General features: G+C 63.4%; 11 protein-coding genes. 8 read left to right on the top strand and 3 right to left on the bottom strand.

Translation table 11 applies throughout. The features are described 5' to 3' along the window. Window positions 1–98: 98 nt before the first annotated feature. The 3 genes from X757_RS160705 to X757_RS160715 are packed head-to-tail and all read right to left on the bottom strand — an operon-like array spanning window position 99 to window position 2692. The gene (locus X757_RS160705) at window positions 99–1022 is read right to left on the bottom strand and encodes a carbohydrate kinase (RefSeq protein WP_023684582.1); all 924 of its coding nucleotides are present in this window, start codon (window positions 1020–1022) and stop codon (window positions 99–101) included. After that, complete coding sequence (locus X757_RS160710; RefSeq protein WP_023684581.1) at window positions 1019–1465, bottom strand: RbsD/FucU family protein; 447 nt, start codon at window positions 1463–1465, stop codon at window positions 1019–1021. Before X757_RS160710 ends, X757_RS160705 begins: the two co-directional genes overlap by 4 nt. After that, window positions 1466–2692: an ROK family transcriptional regulator gene (locus tag X757_RS160715; RefSeq protein WP_023725236.1), complete on the bottom strand. Its 1227-nt coding sequence runs from the start codon at window positions 2690–2692 to the stop codon at window positions 1466–1468. It abuts the gene before it with no gap. 263 nt (window positions 2693–2955) lie between these two features. Here X757_RS160715 and X757_RS160720 point away from each other — a divergent pair, with 263 nt between their 5' ends. The 8 genes from X757_RS160720 (at window position 2956) to X757_RS160755 (ending at window position 15257) form a co-directional block, all read left to right on the top strand. Beyond that, entirely contained in the window at window positions 2956–3933 is a 978-nt protein-coding gene (locus X757_RS160720) for a sugar ABC transporter substrate-binding protein (protein ID WP_084629418.1), read from the top strand. 150 nt (window positions 3934–4083) lie between these two features. Next, the gene (locus X757_RS160725) at window positions 4084–5145 is read left to right on the top strand and encodes an ABC transporter permease (protein ID WP_023670725.1); all 1062 of its coding nucleotides are present in this window, start codon (window positions 4084–4086) and stop codon (window positions 5143–5145) included. After that, on the top strand, window positions 5142–5924 hold the full coding sequence (locus X757_RS160730; protein WP_023670726.1) for an ATP-binding cassette domain-containing protein: 783 nt from the start codon (window positions 5142–5144) through the stop codon (window positions 5922–5924). The genes X757_RS160725 and X757_RS160730 overlap by 4 nt, the downstream gene beginning before the upstream one ends. Window positions 5925–6064: 140 nt before the next feature. After that, window positions 6065–8527 (top strand): glycogen/starch/alpha-glucan phosphorylase, encoded by a 2463-nt coding sequence (locus X757_RS160735; protein ID WP_023715698.1) that lies wholly within the window; start codon window positions 6065–6067, stop codon window positions 8525–8527. Between the two features lie 70 nt (window positions 8528–8597). Next, on the top strand, window positions 8598–10811 hold the full coding sequence (gene glgB, locus X757_RS160740; protein ID WP_023725234.1) for a 1,4-alpha-glucan branching protein GlgB: 2214 nt from the start codon (window positions 8598–8600) through the stop codon (window positions 10809–10811). A gap of 83 nt (window positions 10812–10894) precedes the next feature. After that, window positions 10895–12160 carry a glucose-1-phosphate adenylyltransferase gene (glgC, locus tag X757_RS160745; RefSeq protein WP_023715696.1) on the top strand — a complete coding sequence of 422 codons (1266 nt, stop codon included), beginning with the start codon at window positions 10895–10897 and terminating at the stop codon, window positions 12158–12160. Between the two features lie 19 nt (window positions 12161–12179). Then, window positions 12180–13625: a glycogen synthase GlgA gene (gene glgA, locus X757_RS160750; protein ID WP_023692759.1), complete on the top strand. Its 1446-nt coding sequence runs from the start codon at window positions 12180–12182 to the stop codon at window positions 13623–13625. Window positions 13626–13628: 3 nt separating this feature from the next. Next, window positions 13629–15257 carry an alpha-D-glucose phosphate-specific phosphoglucomutase gene (locus tag X757_RS160755; protein WP_023709839.1) on the top strand — a complete coding sequence of 543 codons (1629 nt, stop codon included), beginning with the start codon at window positions 13629–13631 and terminating at the stop codon, window positions 15255–15257. Window positions 15258–15403: the final 146 nt, after the last annotated feature.

Raw genomic sequence — 15403 nt, 5'->3', positions numbered from 1 at the left:
GCCGCCTATTAATCCGGCTAATTCAGTGCGTCTTTCCGGCTCGCGGAAACATAAAGTGATCGGCTGCTTGCAGCGGCTGGCGGCGGACTAAGCGTGGATCAGGCGATTTCGTGCCGCCAGGGCGGGTTGGCGCCGGCCCGCGACACGGTCACCGCCGCCGCTTTGGCGCCGAGCGCCAGCGCCTGACGGATGGCGTCCTCCGAAAGGCCGCCGATCCCGGCCTTGGTGAGCAGGCCTTGCTCGTGCAGCGAGGCCAGAATGCCGGCATTGAAAGTGTCGCCGGCGCCGACCGTGTCGACCACCTCCACCTTATGCGGCATCACCGTGACCTTGTGTTCCCTGCTGTAGCCGACGGCACCTTCGCTGCCGTGGGTAACGACGATCAGCTTCGGGCCGCGATCCAGCCAGTTGCGGATGACGTCCTCATGCGAGCCGGCCTCGCCGAACCAGTGCAGATCCTCATCCGATAGCTTCACGATGTCGGCCATCGCCATCATCGAGCGGATGCGCCGGAGGTGCTTGGCTTTGTCGGGGATGAAGTTCGGCCGGATGTTGGGGTCGAGCATCATGACGCGGCGTTCGTGCTCGCGTTTCATGAATTCTTCGTAGGCAGCACCCGCCGGGTCCGAAATCAGGCTGATGGCGCCAAACAGCATGGCTTCGATCTCGGCGCCCAGTTTCGGCAGATCCTCTGTCGTCAGCATGCGCCCGGCGGTATTTTCGTCGTAGAAAGTGTAGGTCGCCTGGCCGTTGGTGAGCCGCACGAAGGCGAGCGTGGTCGGGCGAGGGGAGGTGTGCGCATAGGTGGAGCTGACCTTGCTTGCGCCGAGCGCCTCGCGGAACTGGCCGCCGAACAGATCCGACGACAGGCCGGAAAAGAAGCCGGCGGGCGCGCCGAGGCGGCCAAGCGCGATCGCCGTGTTGAACACCGCGCCGCCGACATAGGGCGCAAAGGCCGGCTCGCCCTGTGTCGTGGTGCGCGGCAGCATGTCGATCAGGGCTTCGCCGCAGCAGAGGATCATGATTTCTTGTTCTCCGGCGGATAGATCACGCCCTTGCGGATGATGATGTTGGCGTAGAGCCGGGGTTCGCTGGTCCCGACGATCGCATATGCCGACCGGACGCGTGCATAGAAGTCGGCGCCCGCCAGCGCAACCACCTTGCGGCCCGGCGCGCGCCTGGTGCAGATCGTTTCGATTTCATGGTGGACCGGATCGGCGACCGAGGGATCGCCTTTTACCGAGGCACGAAACAGCGCTTCCGGCACGAAGTCGTCCACCGGCAGCACGCTCAAAATGGCGTCAAGCACCGGTATGAGGTGAAGACCGTCGGCGCGGATCAGCCGGTTTGCCTGTTCTTCCGCCGGATAGTTGCCGTCGACAAGCGCGATCTCGTCGCCATGGCCCATGGCGCGCAATGTCGCCAGAAGCTCCGGACCGAGCAGCGACGGAATACCGATCAGCATTCAGATGCTCCTGGAAATCGTGGTCGAACCGATGAGGAAGCGTTCGGACAGCGGCAGGCTGGCGCCGCCCAGCGCCCGGGCATGGATGCCGACGGTGCCTTCGCGCACCACCGGAAGCTTCAGCCCTTCGCCATCGATCGTACCGATCGCCTGCCTGATCGCATCGACGAGCCGGCGCCGGACAGCGAGCGGCATCCAGCCGTCGATCACCGCGGCCTCGAAATCGATCACCGAGGACGCCGCGACAATGGCGTAGGCAAGCGCCTGCGAGGCGCTGGCGATCCAGTCGTCCAGATCGGCGCCGATCTCGCCCCATTCCTGCGGCGAGGTCCAGAGATAGGAGCCGTCAATGCCGCGTGCGTTAAGCGCCTTTTCCAGCATTGCGATCGAGGCGACGTCGATGAGCTGCGTCGGCTTGCCGTCTGGTCCCGGCACCGGCATCGAACCCAGCGCCCCGGCATTTCCGGTTGGCCCGCCGAACAGCCGGCCGTTGAGCACGATGCCGCCGCCGGCAAAGGCGCCGATATAGAAATAGACGAAGTCGCGCGCCCCGCCGGTCTGGCCGAACACCAGTTCGGCGCCGCAGGCGGAGGTGGCGTCATTCTGCAGATAGACCGGGAATTCGCACTGCGCCTGGATGTCGGCACGGATGTCGCGATGGCGCCATTCGTCCATGATGTCGCGCGGCGCGCCGGCGGTGTCGGCCCAGTTCCACAGTTCGAACGGCATGGCGATGCCGAGCCCGGCAATGCGCTTGTCCTGCGCAGGTGTCAGTTCGGCGCGCATCGTCTTCATGCCTTCGGTGACGAACTCAACCGTCTCGCGCGGCGCCGGATAGCGGTAGGAGTGCTGCAGCATGGAACGCACAGTTCCGAGGAAATCGATCAGCACCAGTTCGGCGCTGCGGCGGCCGATCTTGAGGCCGATGAAGAAGGCGCCTTCGGGGTTCAGCGCCATCGGGATGGAGGGCTGGCCGATCTTGCCGCGCAACGGCGCCTGGCGCAGCAGCAGGCTGTCCTCCTCCAGTTCGCGCATGATGACCGAGACGGTCTGCGCTGAAAGCCCGGTCATGCGCGCAATGTCTGATTTGGCCAAGCTGCCATGCTGGCGAACCAACGACAGCACCAGCCGCTCATTGTGGTCGCGCATGCCGCTCTGGTTGGTGCCACGGTGGAGACGGCTGGCGGCCGCCTCGGGCGAACCGTGCCTCGCAATGCCGGTCTCCACCCTTGTTCCTCCCTTGGTTTATTCTTACTGCTTTTGCGGCAGAATGAGTGAACCACGCAAAGCTGTCAATAATAAATAAGAGTGATTTAATTATTGACAGGCGGCTCCCGCTGGTGTCATTTGAGGGCGCGTCCACACTGGGAGAACTTCAGTGGATGCGCTCGAGATGCCGGTTGGCGGCATCCGCATAGTTCCATGGGAGGAAGATCGTGACCAAAGCATTATTGAAGTCCACCGTGTTCGCCGCGGCGGGCCTCGGCCTGATGGCGTTTGCTTCGACAGCATCGGCCGCCGGCGTCGGCGCCTGCCTGATCACCAAGACCGACACCAACCCCTTCTTCGTCAAGATGAAGGAGGGCGCGACCGCCAAGGCCAAGGAACTTGGCGTCGACCTCAAGACCTATGCCGGCAAGATCGACGGCGACAGCGAGAGCCAGGTGGCGGCGATCGAAAGCTGCATCGCCGACGGCGCCAAGGGCATCCTGATCACCGCGTCCGACACCAAGGGCATCGTGCCGACGGTGAAGAAGGCGCGTGACGCCGGCCTGCTGGTGATCGCGCTCGATACCCCGCTGGACCCGATCGATGCCGCCGACGCGACCTTCGCGACGGACAATCTGGAAGCCGGCAAGCTGATCGGCGCCTGGGCAGCCGCGACCCTCGGCGACAAGGCCAAGGACGCCAAGATCGGCTTCCTCGACCTGACCCCCTCACAGCCGACCGTGGATGTGCTGCGCGACCAGGGCTTCATGATGGGCTTCGGCATCGACGTGAAGGATCCCAACAAGATCGGCGATGAGGACGATGCCCGCATCGTCGGCCACGACGTCACCAACGGCAATGAAGAAGGCGGCCGCAAGGCGATGGAAAACCTTCTGCAGAAGGACAACTCCATCACCGTCATCCACACCATCAACGAGCCCGCCGCTGTCGGCGCCTACCAGGCGCTCAAGGCGGTCGGGCTCGAAAGCCAGGTGCTGATCGTCTCGGTCGATGGCGGCTGCCCCGGTGTGAAGTCGGTGACCGAAGGCGTCATTGGCGCCACCTCGCAGCAATACCCGCTGCAGATGGCGGCACTAGGCATCGAGGCGATCGCCGCCTTCGCCAAGGACGGCGCCAAGCCTAAGCCGACCGAAGGCAAGAACTTCTTCGACACCGGCGTCAACCTCGTCACCGACAAGCCGGCCAATGGCGTGAAGTCGATCGACACCAAGAAAGGCCTCGCCAAGTGCTGGGGCTGATGGCTGTCTGACAGCCAGCGACAAGCTGACGGCCGGGGGCTTGATCCCCGGCCGCTTCGGGTGGACGATGCGTCACGCGAATAATCCCGGCAGCAGACCGGACAGGCGCGAGCGGGTATCGGCATGGAGCTGAAGCCCAGGGGAGGAAACATGGCTCAAGCACAGGAATTCGAGAAGGTTCTCTCGAGCAGCGACACAAGCGTTGCCGCCTTTGACGAGCACAAATCGGCCGTCAAGCGGATCCAGCATTTCCTGCACTCCACGCCGGCGGCCGTGCCGCTGATTGTGCTGGTCCTGTCGATCGTCATTTTCGGCATCGCCATTGGCGGGCGTTTCTTCTCATCCTATACGCTGACGCTGATCCTGCAGCAGATCGCCATCGTCGGCATCCTCGGTGCCGCGCAGACACTGGTCATCCTGACCGCCGGCATCGACCTGTCGATCGGCGTGATCATGGTGATTTCGGCCGTGATCATGGGCAATTGCGCGGTCAGCTACGGCATGCCGGCCGTGCTCGCAGTGCCCATCGGGCTTGCCGCCGGCGCAGCCTGCGGCCTGCTCAACGGCTTGCTGGTCGCCTACATGAAGCTGCCGCCGTTCATCGTCACGCTCGGCACCTGGAACATCGTCATGGCGACGAACTTCATCTATTCGGCCAATGAGACGATCCGCGATACCGACGTCGACGCCCAGGCGCCGCTGCTGCATCTCTTTGCCCTGAGTTTCAAGATCGGCACGGCGGTGCTGACACTGGGCGTCATCGCCACGGTCGTGCTCGTTTTGATCCTCTGGTACGTGCTCAATCACACCGCCTGGGGCCGCCATGTCTACGCCGTTGGCGATGATCAGGAGGCGGCGAAGCTGTCTGGCATCCAGACCAAGAAGGTGTTGATGACGGTCTACACCCTTGCCGGGTTGATCGCCGCTTTCGCTGCCTGGGTGTCCATCGGCCGCAACGGCTCGATCTCGCCGTCAGCCGCCGTCACCGACTACAACCTGCAGGCGATAACCGCGACGGTGATCGGCGGCATTTCACTGTTCGGCGGGCGCGGCTCAATTCTGGGCACGCTTTTCGGCGCGATGATCGTCGGCGTCGTCTCGATGGGCCTCAACATGCTGGGCGCCGATCCGCAATGGAAGGTGCTGCTCACCGGTGTGCTGATCATCGGCGCCGTGGCGATCGACCAATGGATCAGAAAGGTTTCGGCATGACCGTGGAACCCATCCTCACCGCGCGCGGCCTGATCAAGCGCTATGGCCGTGTCACCGCCCTCGACAATGCCGACTTCGACCTCTACCCCGGCGAAATCCTGGCCGTCATCGGAGACAATGGCGCCGGCAAATCATCGCTGATCAAGGCGATTTCCGGCGCCGCCGTGCCCGACGAAGGCGAGATCCGTCTTGAAGGCAAGGCTGTCGCTTTCAAATCGCCCATGGAGGCGCGCGAGGCGGGCATCGAGACGGTCTACCAAAACCTGGCTTTGTCGCCGGCCCTGTCGATCGCCGACAACATGTTCCTGGGCCGCGAGATCCGCAAACCCGGCTTCCTCGGCGACTGGCTTCGTATGCTCGACCGGCCCGCAATGGAAAAGCGCGCCCGCGACAAGCTCACCGAGCTTGGGCTGATGACCATCCAGAACATCAGCCAGGCGGTGGAAACGCTGTCGGGCGGCCAGCGCCAGGGCGTGGCGGTGGCGCGCGCCGCTGCTTTCGGCAGCCGCGTGGTGATCATGGACGAGCCGACCGCCGCACTCGGCGTCAAGGAGAGCCGCCGCGTGCTGGAACTGATCCTCGACGTCAAGAAACGAGGCCTGCCGATCGTGCTGATCTCGCACAATATGCCGCATGTCTTCGAGGTTGCCGACCGCATCCATATCCATCGGCTGGGTCGCCGCCTCTGCGTCATCGATCCCAAGCAATATACCATGTCCGACGCCGTCGCCTTCATGACGGGAGCGAAGGTTCCGCCGGAGGCTGCACTCGCTGCCTGATCCGCTCGACGGATAAATTGCCGCAGGGGAACTGGCGGCATGCTGGTCTAAATCGATTGAACGTATGTTGCGATGCACTAGGATAGGCTGGGACTGAGAGCGAAAGCCGGTATGATCGCAGCACGATCACGAGAGGCAGTATGACGCGAACAATGACAGCCAAAGCCCCCGATCTCGAAATACCCGATCCCAAGACGCTGGCCGACGAAGTCTTGCTGGCTCTCAAATACCGGGTCGGCAAAGGCACCTCCGTTGCCACGCAATATGATTGGCTGACAGCCTCGATCAAGGTCGTGCGCGACCGCATCGTCGATCATTGGATGCAGGCGACGCAGGAGGCCTACGCCCAGCAGGAAAAGCGCGTCTATTACCTGTCGCTCGAATTCCTCATCGGCCGGCTTATGCGCGATGCCTTCTCCAATCTCGGCCTGATGGACAATATGCGAGAAGCGCTCAAGTCGCTGGGCGTCGACCTCGACCTCATCGCCGGGCTCGAACCGGATGCAGCGCTCGGCAATGGCGGTCTTGGCCGGCTCGCCGCCTGCTTCATGGAAAGCATGGCGACCGTCGACATTCCCGCGCATGGCTACGGCATCCGCTACGCCAACGGCATGTTCCGCCAGGAGATCCATGATGGCTGGCAGGTCGAACTGCCCGAAACCTGGCTCGACCACGGCAACCCTTGGGAGTTCGAGCGGCGGGAGCGTGCCTTCGAGGTCGGCTTCGGCGGCTCGGTGGAATCGATCACCTCCAAGGATGGCCGGCTGGAACGTCACGTCTGGAAGCCGACCGAGCATGTCCAGGCCGTCGCCTACGACACCCCGGTGGTTGGCTGGCGCGCCAACCGCGTCAACACGCTGCGGCTTTGGTCGGGCATGCCGGTCGATCCGATCCTGCTCGACAAGTTCAACGCCGGCGACCACATCGGCGCGCTGGCCGAAAGCAACAAGGCCGATGCCTTGTCGCGCGTGCTTTACCCCGCCGATTCCCACAAGGCCGGCCAGGAACTGCGGCTGCGGCAGGAATATTTCTTCTCCACCGCGTCGCTGCAGGACATCGTCCAGCGCCATCTCAGCCAGTATGGCGATCTCGCCTCGCTGCCCGACAAGGCAGCGATCCACCTCAATGACACCCATCCGGCGATCGCCGTGCCAGAGCTGATGCGCCTGCTGATGGACGTCCATGGCATGGATTTCGACCAGGCCTGGGACATCACCAAGCGCACCTTCGGCTACACCAACCACACGCTGCTGCCAGAAGCGCTGGAAAGCTGGCCGGTGCCGCTGTTCGAACGGCTTTTGCCGCGCCACATGCAGATCGTCTACGCCATCAATGCGCAGGTTTTGCTTGAGGCCCGCGCCACCAACCAGTTTTCCAATGAGCAGATCAGCCGCATCTCGCTGATCCAGGAAAATGGCGACCGCCGCGTGCGCATGGGTAACCTGGCCTTTGTCGGCTCGCACTCGATCAATGGCGTGTCGGCGTTGCACACCGAACTGATGAAGGAGACGGTGTTTGCCGATCTCCACAAGCTCTATCCCGATCGCATCAACAACAAGACCAACGGCATCACGCCACGGCGCTGGCTGATCCAGTGCAATCCAGGCCTCACCGCGCTCGCCCGCGCGGCGATCGGGGACCGTTTCCTCGACGACATCGACGCCATCAAGGGGCTCGAAGCCTTTGCCGGCGACGCCGCCTTCCGCGACAAGTTCGCCGCCGTCAAGCGCTCCAACAAGGTCAAGCTCGCCAATCTGGTCGCCGACCGGCTCGGCATCAAGCTCGACCCGTCGGCGCTGTTCGACATCCAGGTCAAGCGCATCCACGAATACAAGCGCCAACTGCTCAACATCCTGGAAGCGATCGCGCTCTACGACCAGATCCGCTCGCATCCCGAGCAGGACTGGATGCCGCGCGTCAAATTCTTCGGCGGCAAGGCGGCGCCCAGCTACCACAATGCCAAGCTGATCATCAAACTGGCCAACGACGTCGCCAAGGTCATCAACAGCGACCCGTCGGTGCGCGGTCTGCTGAAAGTGGTGTTCGTGCCGAACTACAATGTCAGCCTGGCCGAGGTGATGATGCCGGCAGCCGACCTGTCCGAGCAGATTTCGACTGCCGGCATGGAGGCGTCGGGCACCGGCAACATGAAGTTCGCGCTGAACGGCGCCTTGACCATAGGCACGCTCGACGGCGCCAATGTCGAGATCAAGGAATGCGTCGGCGACGACAACATCTTCATCTTCGGCCTGAGCACGGCGGAAGTCGCCGAGCGGCGCAGCAATGGCTACAACCCGCGCGCCGTGATCGAGGGCTCCCCTGAATTGGCGCAGGCTGTTGCCGCAGTATCGTCGGGCGTGTTCTCGCCCGACCAGCCGGATCGCTACCGCGAGCTGGTCGACGGTCTCTACAACAGCGACTGGTTCATGGTGGCGGCGGATTTCGACGCCTATGCCGCCGCCCAGCGCGATGTCGACGCCGTCTGGCGCAACAGCCCCGATTGGTACGCGCGCGCTATCCGCAACGTTGCCCGCGTCGGCTGGTTCTCTTCCGATCGCACGATCCGCCAATATGCGAAAGAAATCTGGAACGTGCCCGCCTGATATGATTGCATGAGGCCACGACAATGGGTCTTGTGCACAAGAACTGGTTCCCAGGGAGGGACACCGCCTGATGAAGAAACCGCGCGCGACCGCGACGACGAGCGGGTCGGACGGGCTGGCGTCAGCCGGCGATGTCGCCGCAATTGTTGCAGGCACGCATGGCGATCCTTTTGCAATCCTGGGCGTGCATGATGCCGGCAAGAGCCTGGTTGCCCGCTGCTTCGTCCCCAATGCCGAGTTCGTCACCGCATACACGCTGGCCGGCAAGAACGCCGGCGAACTCACGCGGCGCGACGACGCCGGTTTCTTCGAAGGCAGACTGTCGATCAAGAAGCGTCAGCCGCTGCGCTATCACGCCAAGAATGCCGGCGGCGACTGGTGGCTGACCGATCCCTATTCCTTCGGCCCGGTACTCGGCCCGATGGATGATTATTACATCGCCCAAGGATCGCATCTCAGGCTGTTCGACAAGCTCGGCGCTCATCTCATCGATCACGAGGGCGCCTCCGGCGTACACTTCGCCGTCTGGGCGCCCAATGCGCGGCGTGTCTCGGTGGTCGGCGACTTCAACGAATGGGACGGCCGCCGGCACACGATGCGCGACCGCCGCGACACCGGCATCTGGGAGCTGTTCATTCCCGATATCGGCGCCGGCCACCCCTATAAATACGAGATCATTGCCCCCGACGGCGTGCGCCTGCCGCTCAAGGCCGATCCGTTCGCCTTCAAGTCTGAACTGCGCCCGGCCACAGCATCCGTGACGGCGGTGCCGCCGGCGCATGAATGGGGCGACGAGGCGCATCGCAATTACTGGCGAAAGGCCGATCCGCGGCGCGAAGCCATATCGATCTACGAGGTCCATGCCGGTTCGTGGCAGCAGCACGATGATGGCAGCTTCCTGTCATGGGACGAACTCGCCAACCAGCTCATCCCCTATGCTGTCGAGACCGGCTTCACCCACATCGAGTTCCTGCCGATCTCCGAACATCCCTATGACCCGTCATGGGGTTATCAGACAACCGGACTTTATGCCCCCTCGGCGCGATTCGGCGACCCCGACGGCTTCGCCCGTTTCGTCGACGGTGCGCACCGCGCCGGCGTCGGCGTCATCCTCGACTGGGTGCCGGCGCATTTCCCGGTCGACGCGCATGGCCTGGCCAATTTCGACGGCACAGCGCTTTATGAGCATGCCGATCCGCGCAAGGGTTTTCATCCCGACTGGAACACCGCGATCTACAATTTCGGCCGCCGCGAGGTGGTGTCGTTCCTCGTCAACAACGCGCTGTTCTGGGCCGAGAAATACCATGTCGACGGTTTGCGCGTGGATGCGGTGGCCTCGATGCTCTACCTCGATTATTCGCGCAAGGCCGGCGAGTGGATCCCCAACGAGAAGGGCGGCCGCGAAAACCTCGAAGCAGTCTCCTTCCTGCAGAAGATGAACAAGGAGGTCTACGGCCACCATCCCGGCGTGATGACCATCGCCGAGGAATCGACTTCATGGCCGAAGGTCTCGGCGCCGGTGCATGAAGGCGGGCTGGGCTTCGGCTTCAAATGGAACATGGGCTTTATGCACGACACGCTGGAGTATTTCGCCAAGGAGCCGATCTTCCGCAAACATCACCACAACGACCTGACCTTCGGCCTGACCTACGCCTTCTCCGAGAATTTCGTGCTGCCGCTGTCCCATGACGAGGTCGTGCACGGCAAGGGCACGCTGCTCGGCAAGATGGCCGGCGACGACTGGCAGAAGTTCGCGACTTTGCGCGCCTTCTATGCCTTCATGTGGGGCTATCCCGGCAAGAAGCTGTTGTTCATGGGCCAGGAATTCGCCCAGCGCCGCGAGTGGAGCGAGGCGCGCGCGCTCGACTGGAACCTGCTCGACTTCCACCCGCATCGCGGCGTCTGGCAGACGGTGCGCGACCTCAACTATCTCTACCGCTCGCGCCCGGCGCTGCATGCGCGCGACTGCGAGCCGGACGGCTTCTCCTGGCTGATCGTCGACGACAAGGAAAATTCGGTCTTCGCCTGGCTGCGCAGCGCGCCCGGCGGCAACCCGATCGCCGTCATTTCCAACTTCACGCCAGTGCCGCGCGACAATTATCGCGTGCCATTGCCCAAGGTCGGCAAATGGCGCGAAATCATCAACACCGACGCTTCGGACTACGGTGGTTCGGGCAAGGGCAATGGCGGTGTGGTCGAAGCCAGGGCGGAAGGAGGAGGCATTTCGGCAACGATGCTTTTGCCGCCGCTGTCGACGATCATGCTTGAACTCGTTGCGGGCTAGGTCCGTCAACTCGTTTCGGATTAGGTCCGTCGATTCGTTGCGGACCGGGCGATGCTCCAGACTGGTAATTTGGGAGGGTAAAAATGGCAGACTTGAAGAGAACCCAGCCGCTGGCGCGCGATGCCATGGCCTATGTGCTGGCCGGCGGCCGCGGCAGCCGGCTTAAGGAATTGACCGACCGCAGGGCCAAGCCGGCCGTCTATTTCGGCGGCAAGACGCGCATCATCGATTTCGCGCTGTCCAATGCGCTGAATTCCGGCATTCGTCGCCTCGGTGTCGCCACCCAGTATAAGGCGCATTCGCTGATCCGCCACCTGCAGCGCGGCTGGAACTTCCTGCGCCCGGAGCGAAACGAAAGCTTCGACATCCTGCCGGCCTCGCAGCGTGTCTCGGAAACCCAGTGGTATGAAGGCACCGCCGACGCCGTCTACCAGAACATCGACATCATCGAGGCCTATGGCCCTGAATATATGGTGATCCTGGCCGGCGACCATATCTACAAGATGGACTACGAGCTGATGCTGCGCCAGCACGTCGACGCTAATGCCGACGTCACTGTTGGTTGCCTCGAAGTGCCGCGCTTGGAAGCGACCGGCTTCGGTGTCATGCATGTCGACGGCAAGGACAACATCATCGCGTTCGTCGAAAAGCCCGCCGACCCGCCCGGCATTCCCGACAAGCCGGAATTCGCGCTGGCCTCCATGGGCATCTATGTCTTCAAGACCAAGTTCCTGATGGAACAACTGCGCCGCGATGCGGCCGAGCCGGGTTCGAGCCGCGACTTCGGCAAGGACATCATCCCCTACATCGTCCAGCACGGTAAGGCGATCGCGCATCGCTTCGCCAAGTCCTGCGTGCGCTCGACGGCCGAGAACGAAGCCTATTGGCGCGATGTCGGCACGGTCGACGCCTACTGGGAAGCCAATATCGACCTTACCGACATCACTCCCGAACTCGACCTCTACGACCGCGACTGGCCGATCTGGACCTATGCCGAATTGAAGCCGCCGGCAAAGTTCGTGCATGACGAGGATGGCCGGCGCGGTTCGGCCGTCTCCTCGCTGGTCTCAGGCGACTGCATCGTCTCGGGTGCTTCGCTGAAGCGCAGCCTGATCTTCACCGGCGCGCGCATCAACTCCTATTCGACGCTGGAAGAGGTCGTCATGCTGCCCGACGTTCATGTCGGCCGGAACGCAAAGTTGAAGCGCGTCGTCATCGACCACGGTGTAAGGATACCGGAAGGGCTGGTGGTTGGCGAAGACCCTGTTCTCGACGCCAAGCGTTTCCGGGTTTCGGAAAAGGGCATCTGCCTGGTCACGCAGGACATGATCGACAAGCTGAAGCTGTAAGACGGGGTACCATAAACGCATGCAGGTTCTGTCGGTCACGCCCGAGATATTCCCGCTGATCAAGACCGGCGGACTTGCCGACGTGACCGGCGCATTGCCGATCGCGCTGGCCGCCAAGGGCGTGACCATGCGCACGCTCATCCCCGGCTTTCCCCAGGTGATGGACGCCTTCAAGAAAAAGAAGGCTGTCTACCAATACCCGCTGCTGCAGGGCGGCAAGGCTTCGGTCCATGCCGTCAAGATCGCCGGGCTTGACCTGTTCGTGCTCGACGCGCCGCATCTCTACGACCGTCCCGGCGGCCCTTACGGCAATGCGGCCGGCGCCGATTGGCCCGACAATTGGCGGCGTTTTGCCGCGCTGAGCCAGGTCGGTGGCGATATCGCCGGCGGCGCCATTTCCGGCTACCAGCCGGATCTCGTCCACGCCCATGACTGGCAGTCGGCGATGACGCTGGCCTATATGCGCTACGGCAAGGCGGTCGGCGTGCCGTCGCTGATCACGGTTCACAACCTTGCCTTCCAGGGTCAGTTCGGCGCCGGCATTTTTGGCGAGCTCGGCTTGCCGGCCGCGGCGATGGCGCTCGACGGCGTCGAATACTATGGCGGCGTCGGCTTCCTCAAGGCCGGCCTGCAGGCGGCCTGGGCGATCACCACGGTGAGCCCCACCTATGCCCAGGAAATCCGCTCGCCGGAATTCGGCATGGGCCTCGACGGCCTGATCAACATGCGCTCTTCCGACCTCTACGGCATCGTCAACGGCATCGACACCGACATCTGGAACCCGGAGACCGACAAGCATCTGGTGTCGGCCTACTCCGCCGCGACGCTTAAGGCTCGGCTTCCCAACCGGGCGGTTGTCGAGGACCGCTTCAGCCTCGAGCGCGACGACAGTCCGATCGTCTGCGTCGTCAGCCGGCTGACCTGGCAGAAGGGCATGGACATACTGGCGGCTGTGGTCGACGGCGTCGTCGCCACCGGCGCGCGGCTGGCGATCCTCGGCTCAGGCGACGCCGGCCTGGAAGGCGCGCTGCTGGCTGCCACCGCCCGCCATCGCGGCCGTGTCGGCGTCGTCGTCGGCTATGACGAGGGGCTTTCCCACACCATGCAGGGCGGCTGCGACGCCATCGTCATCCCGTCGCGCTTCGAGCCTTGCGGGCTGACCCAGCTTTACGGCCTACGCTATGGCTGCGTGCCGGTCGTCGCCCGCACCGGCGGCCTTGCCGACACCATCATCGACGCCAATGAAGCAGCGATCTCGGCCGGTGTCGCCACCGGCTTCCAGTTCGCGCCCAATAGTGGCGGCGCCATGCTGCACGCCATCCGCCGGCTGGTCGATGCGCATTCGAGCCCGGCCGTCTGGGAACAGATCCAGCGCCAGGGCATGAAGGCCGATGTCTCCTGGGACAAGAGCGCCGACAAATACGTTGAACTCTACCGCCTGCTGCTTTCGAAAAGGGTTGCCTGAAGCATGATCCGGACCGTCGCCACCAAACCCTATCTCGACCAGAAACCCGGCACGTCCGGCCTGCGCAAGAAGGTGCCTGTCTTTCAGCAGGAGCACTATGCCGAGAACTTCATCCAGTCGATCTTCGACGCGCTGGAGGGCTTTGAGGGCAAGACGCTGGTGATCGGCGGCGACGGCCGCTTCTACAACCGCGAGGTCATCCAGAAGGCCATCGCCATGGCGGCGGCCAACGGCTTCGGCAAGGTGATGGTCGGGCAGGGCGGCATATTGTCGACGCCGGCGGCGTCGCATGTCATCCGCAAATACAAGACCTTCGGCGGCATCATCCTGTCGGCCAGTCACAATCCGGGCGGCCCGCACGAGGATTTCGGCATCAAGTACAATGCCGGCAATGGCGGCCCGGCGCCGGAAAAGCTGACCGACGCGATCTTCGAAAAGACCAAGACGATTTCGAGCTTCAAGACCGCCGACATCGACCAGATCGACATCGACAAGATCGGCACGGTGACCGCCGGCGGCATGGCGGTCGAGATTATCGACCCGGTCACCGACTATGCCGAATTGATGGAGAGCCTGTTCGACTTCGACGCCATCCGCGCCAATTTCAAATACGGCTTCCGCATGCGCTTCGACGCCATGCATGCGGTCACCGGCCCGTATGCCAAGGAAATTCTCGAGCGCCGGCTCGGCGCGGAGAATGGCACCTGCCGCAACTACAAGCCGCTGCCGGATTTTGGCGGCCATCACCCGGATCCGAACCTGGTCCACGCCAAGCATCTCTATGACGAGATGATGGGACCGGATGCGCCCGATTTCGGGGCGGCTTCCGACGGCGACGGTGACCGCAATCTCATCATCGGCAAGGGCATTTTCGTCACCCCGTCGGATTCGGTGGCCATGCTTGCCGCCAATGCGCAGTTGGCGCCCGGCTACAAGGACGGCCTCAAAGGCATCGCCCGCTCGATGCCGACCAGCGGCGCGGCCGACCGCGTCGCCGAAAAGCTCGGCATCGGCATCTACGAAACGCCGACCGGTTGGAAGTTCTTCGGCAATCTGCTCGATGCCGGCATGGCAACGATCTGCGGCGAGGAAAGCGCCGGCACGGGCTCGAACCATGTCCGTGAAAAGGACGGGCTGTGGGCGGTGCTGTTGTGGCTGAACATCCTGGCCGTGCGCGGCGAAAGCTGCAAGGACGTCGTCACCGAACATTGGGCGACCTACGGCCGCAATTACTATTCACGTCATGACTATGAGGAGGTCGAAACCGAGCGCGCCAACGCCTTGGTCGACGAGTTGCGCGCCAAGCTCGCTTCGCTGCCCGGCACCAGCGTGCGCGGACTGAAGATCGCCAATGCTGACGACTTCGCCTATCACGATCCCGTCGACGGTTCGGTGAGCAAGAACCAGGGCATCCGCATCCTGTTCGAAGGCGGCTCGCGTGTCGTGTTTCGTTTGTCCGGCACCGGCACGTCGGGTGCTACGCTGCGCGTCTACATCGAGCGCTACGAGCCGGACAGAGCGCGGCATGATCTCGACACGCAAAAGGCGCTCGCTGACCTGATCGCGGCTGCCGATGATATCGCCGGGATCAAGAGCCACACCGGGCGCAACAAGCCGAGCGTGATTACTTGAGGGTGGTGACGTCTTTACCCTCCCCCTTGTGGGGAGGGTCGATCCGCGCAGCGGATCGGGTTGGGGGTGCTCGTAAAGCGCTTTCCCCGCGCCGACCCNCCCCCTTGTGGGGAGGGTCGATCCGCGCAGCGGATCGGGTTGGGGGT

Source organism: Mesorhizobium sp. LSHC412B00, assembly GCF_000503035.1.
In the GTDB taxonomy this organism is placed as follows: Bacteria; Pseudomonadota; Alphaproteobacteria; order Rhizobiales; family Rhizobiaceae; genus Mesorhizobium.
The sequence above is the reverse complement of the archived record's forward strand: the minus strand, read 5'-3'. Positions and strand labels throughout refer to the sequence as shown.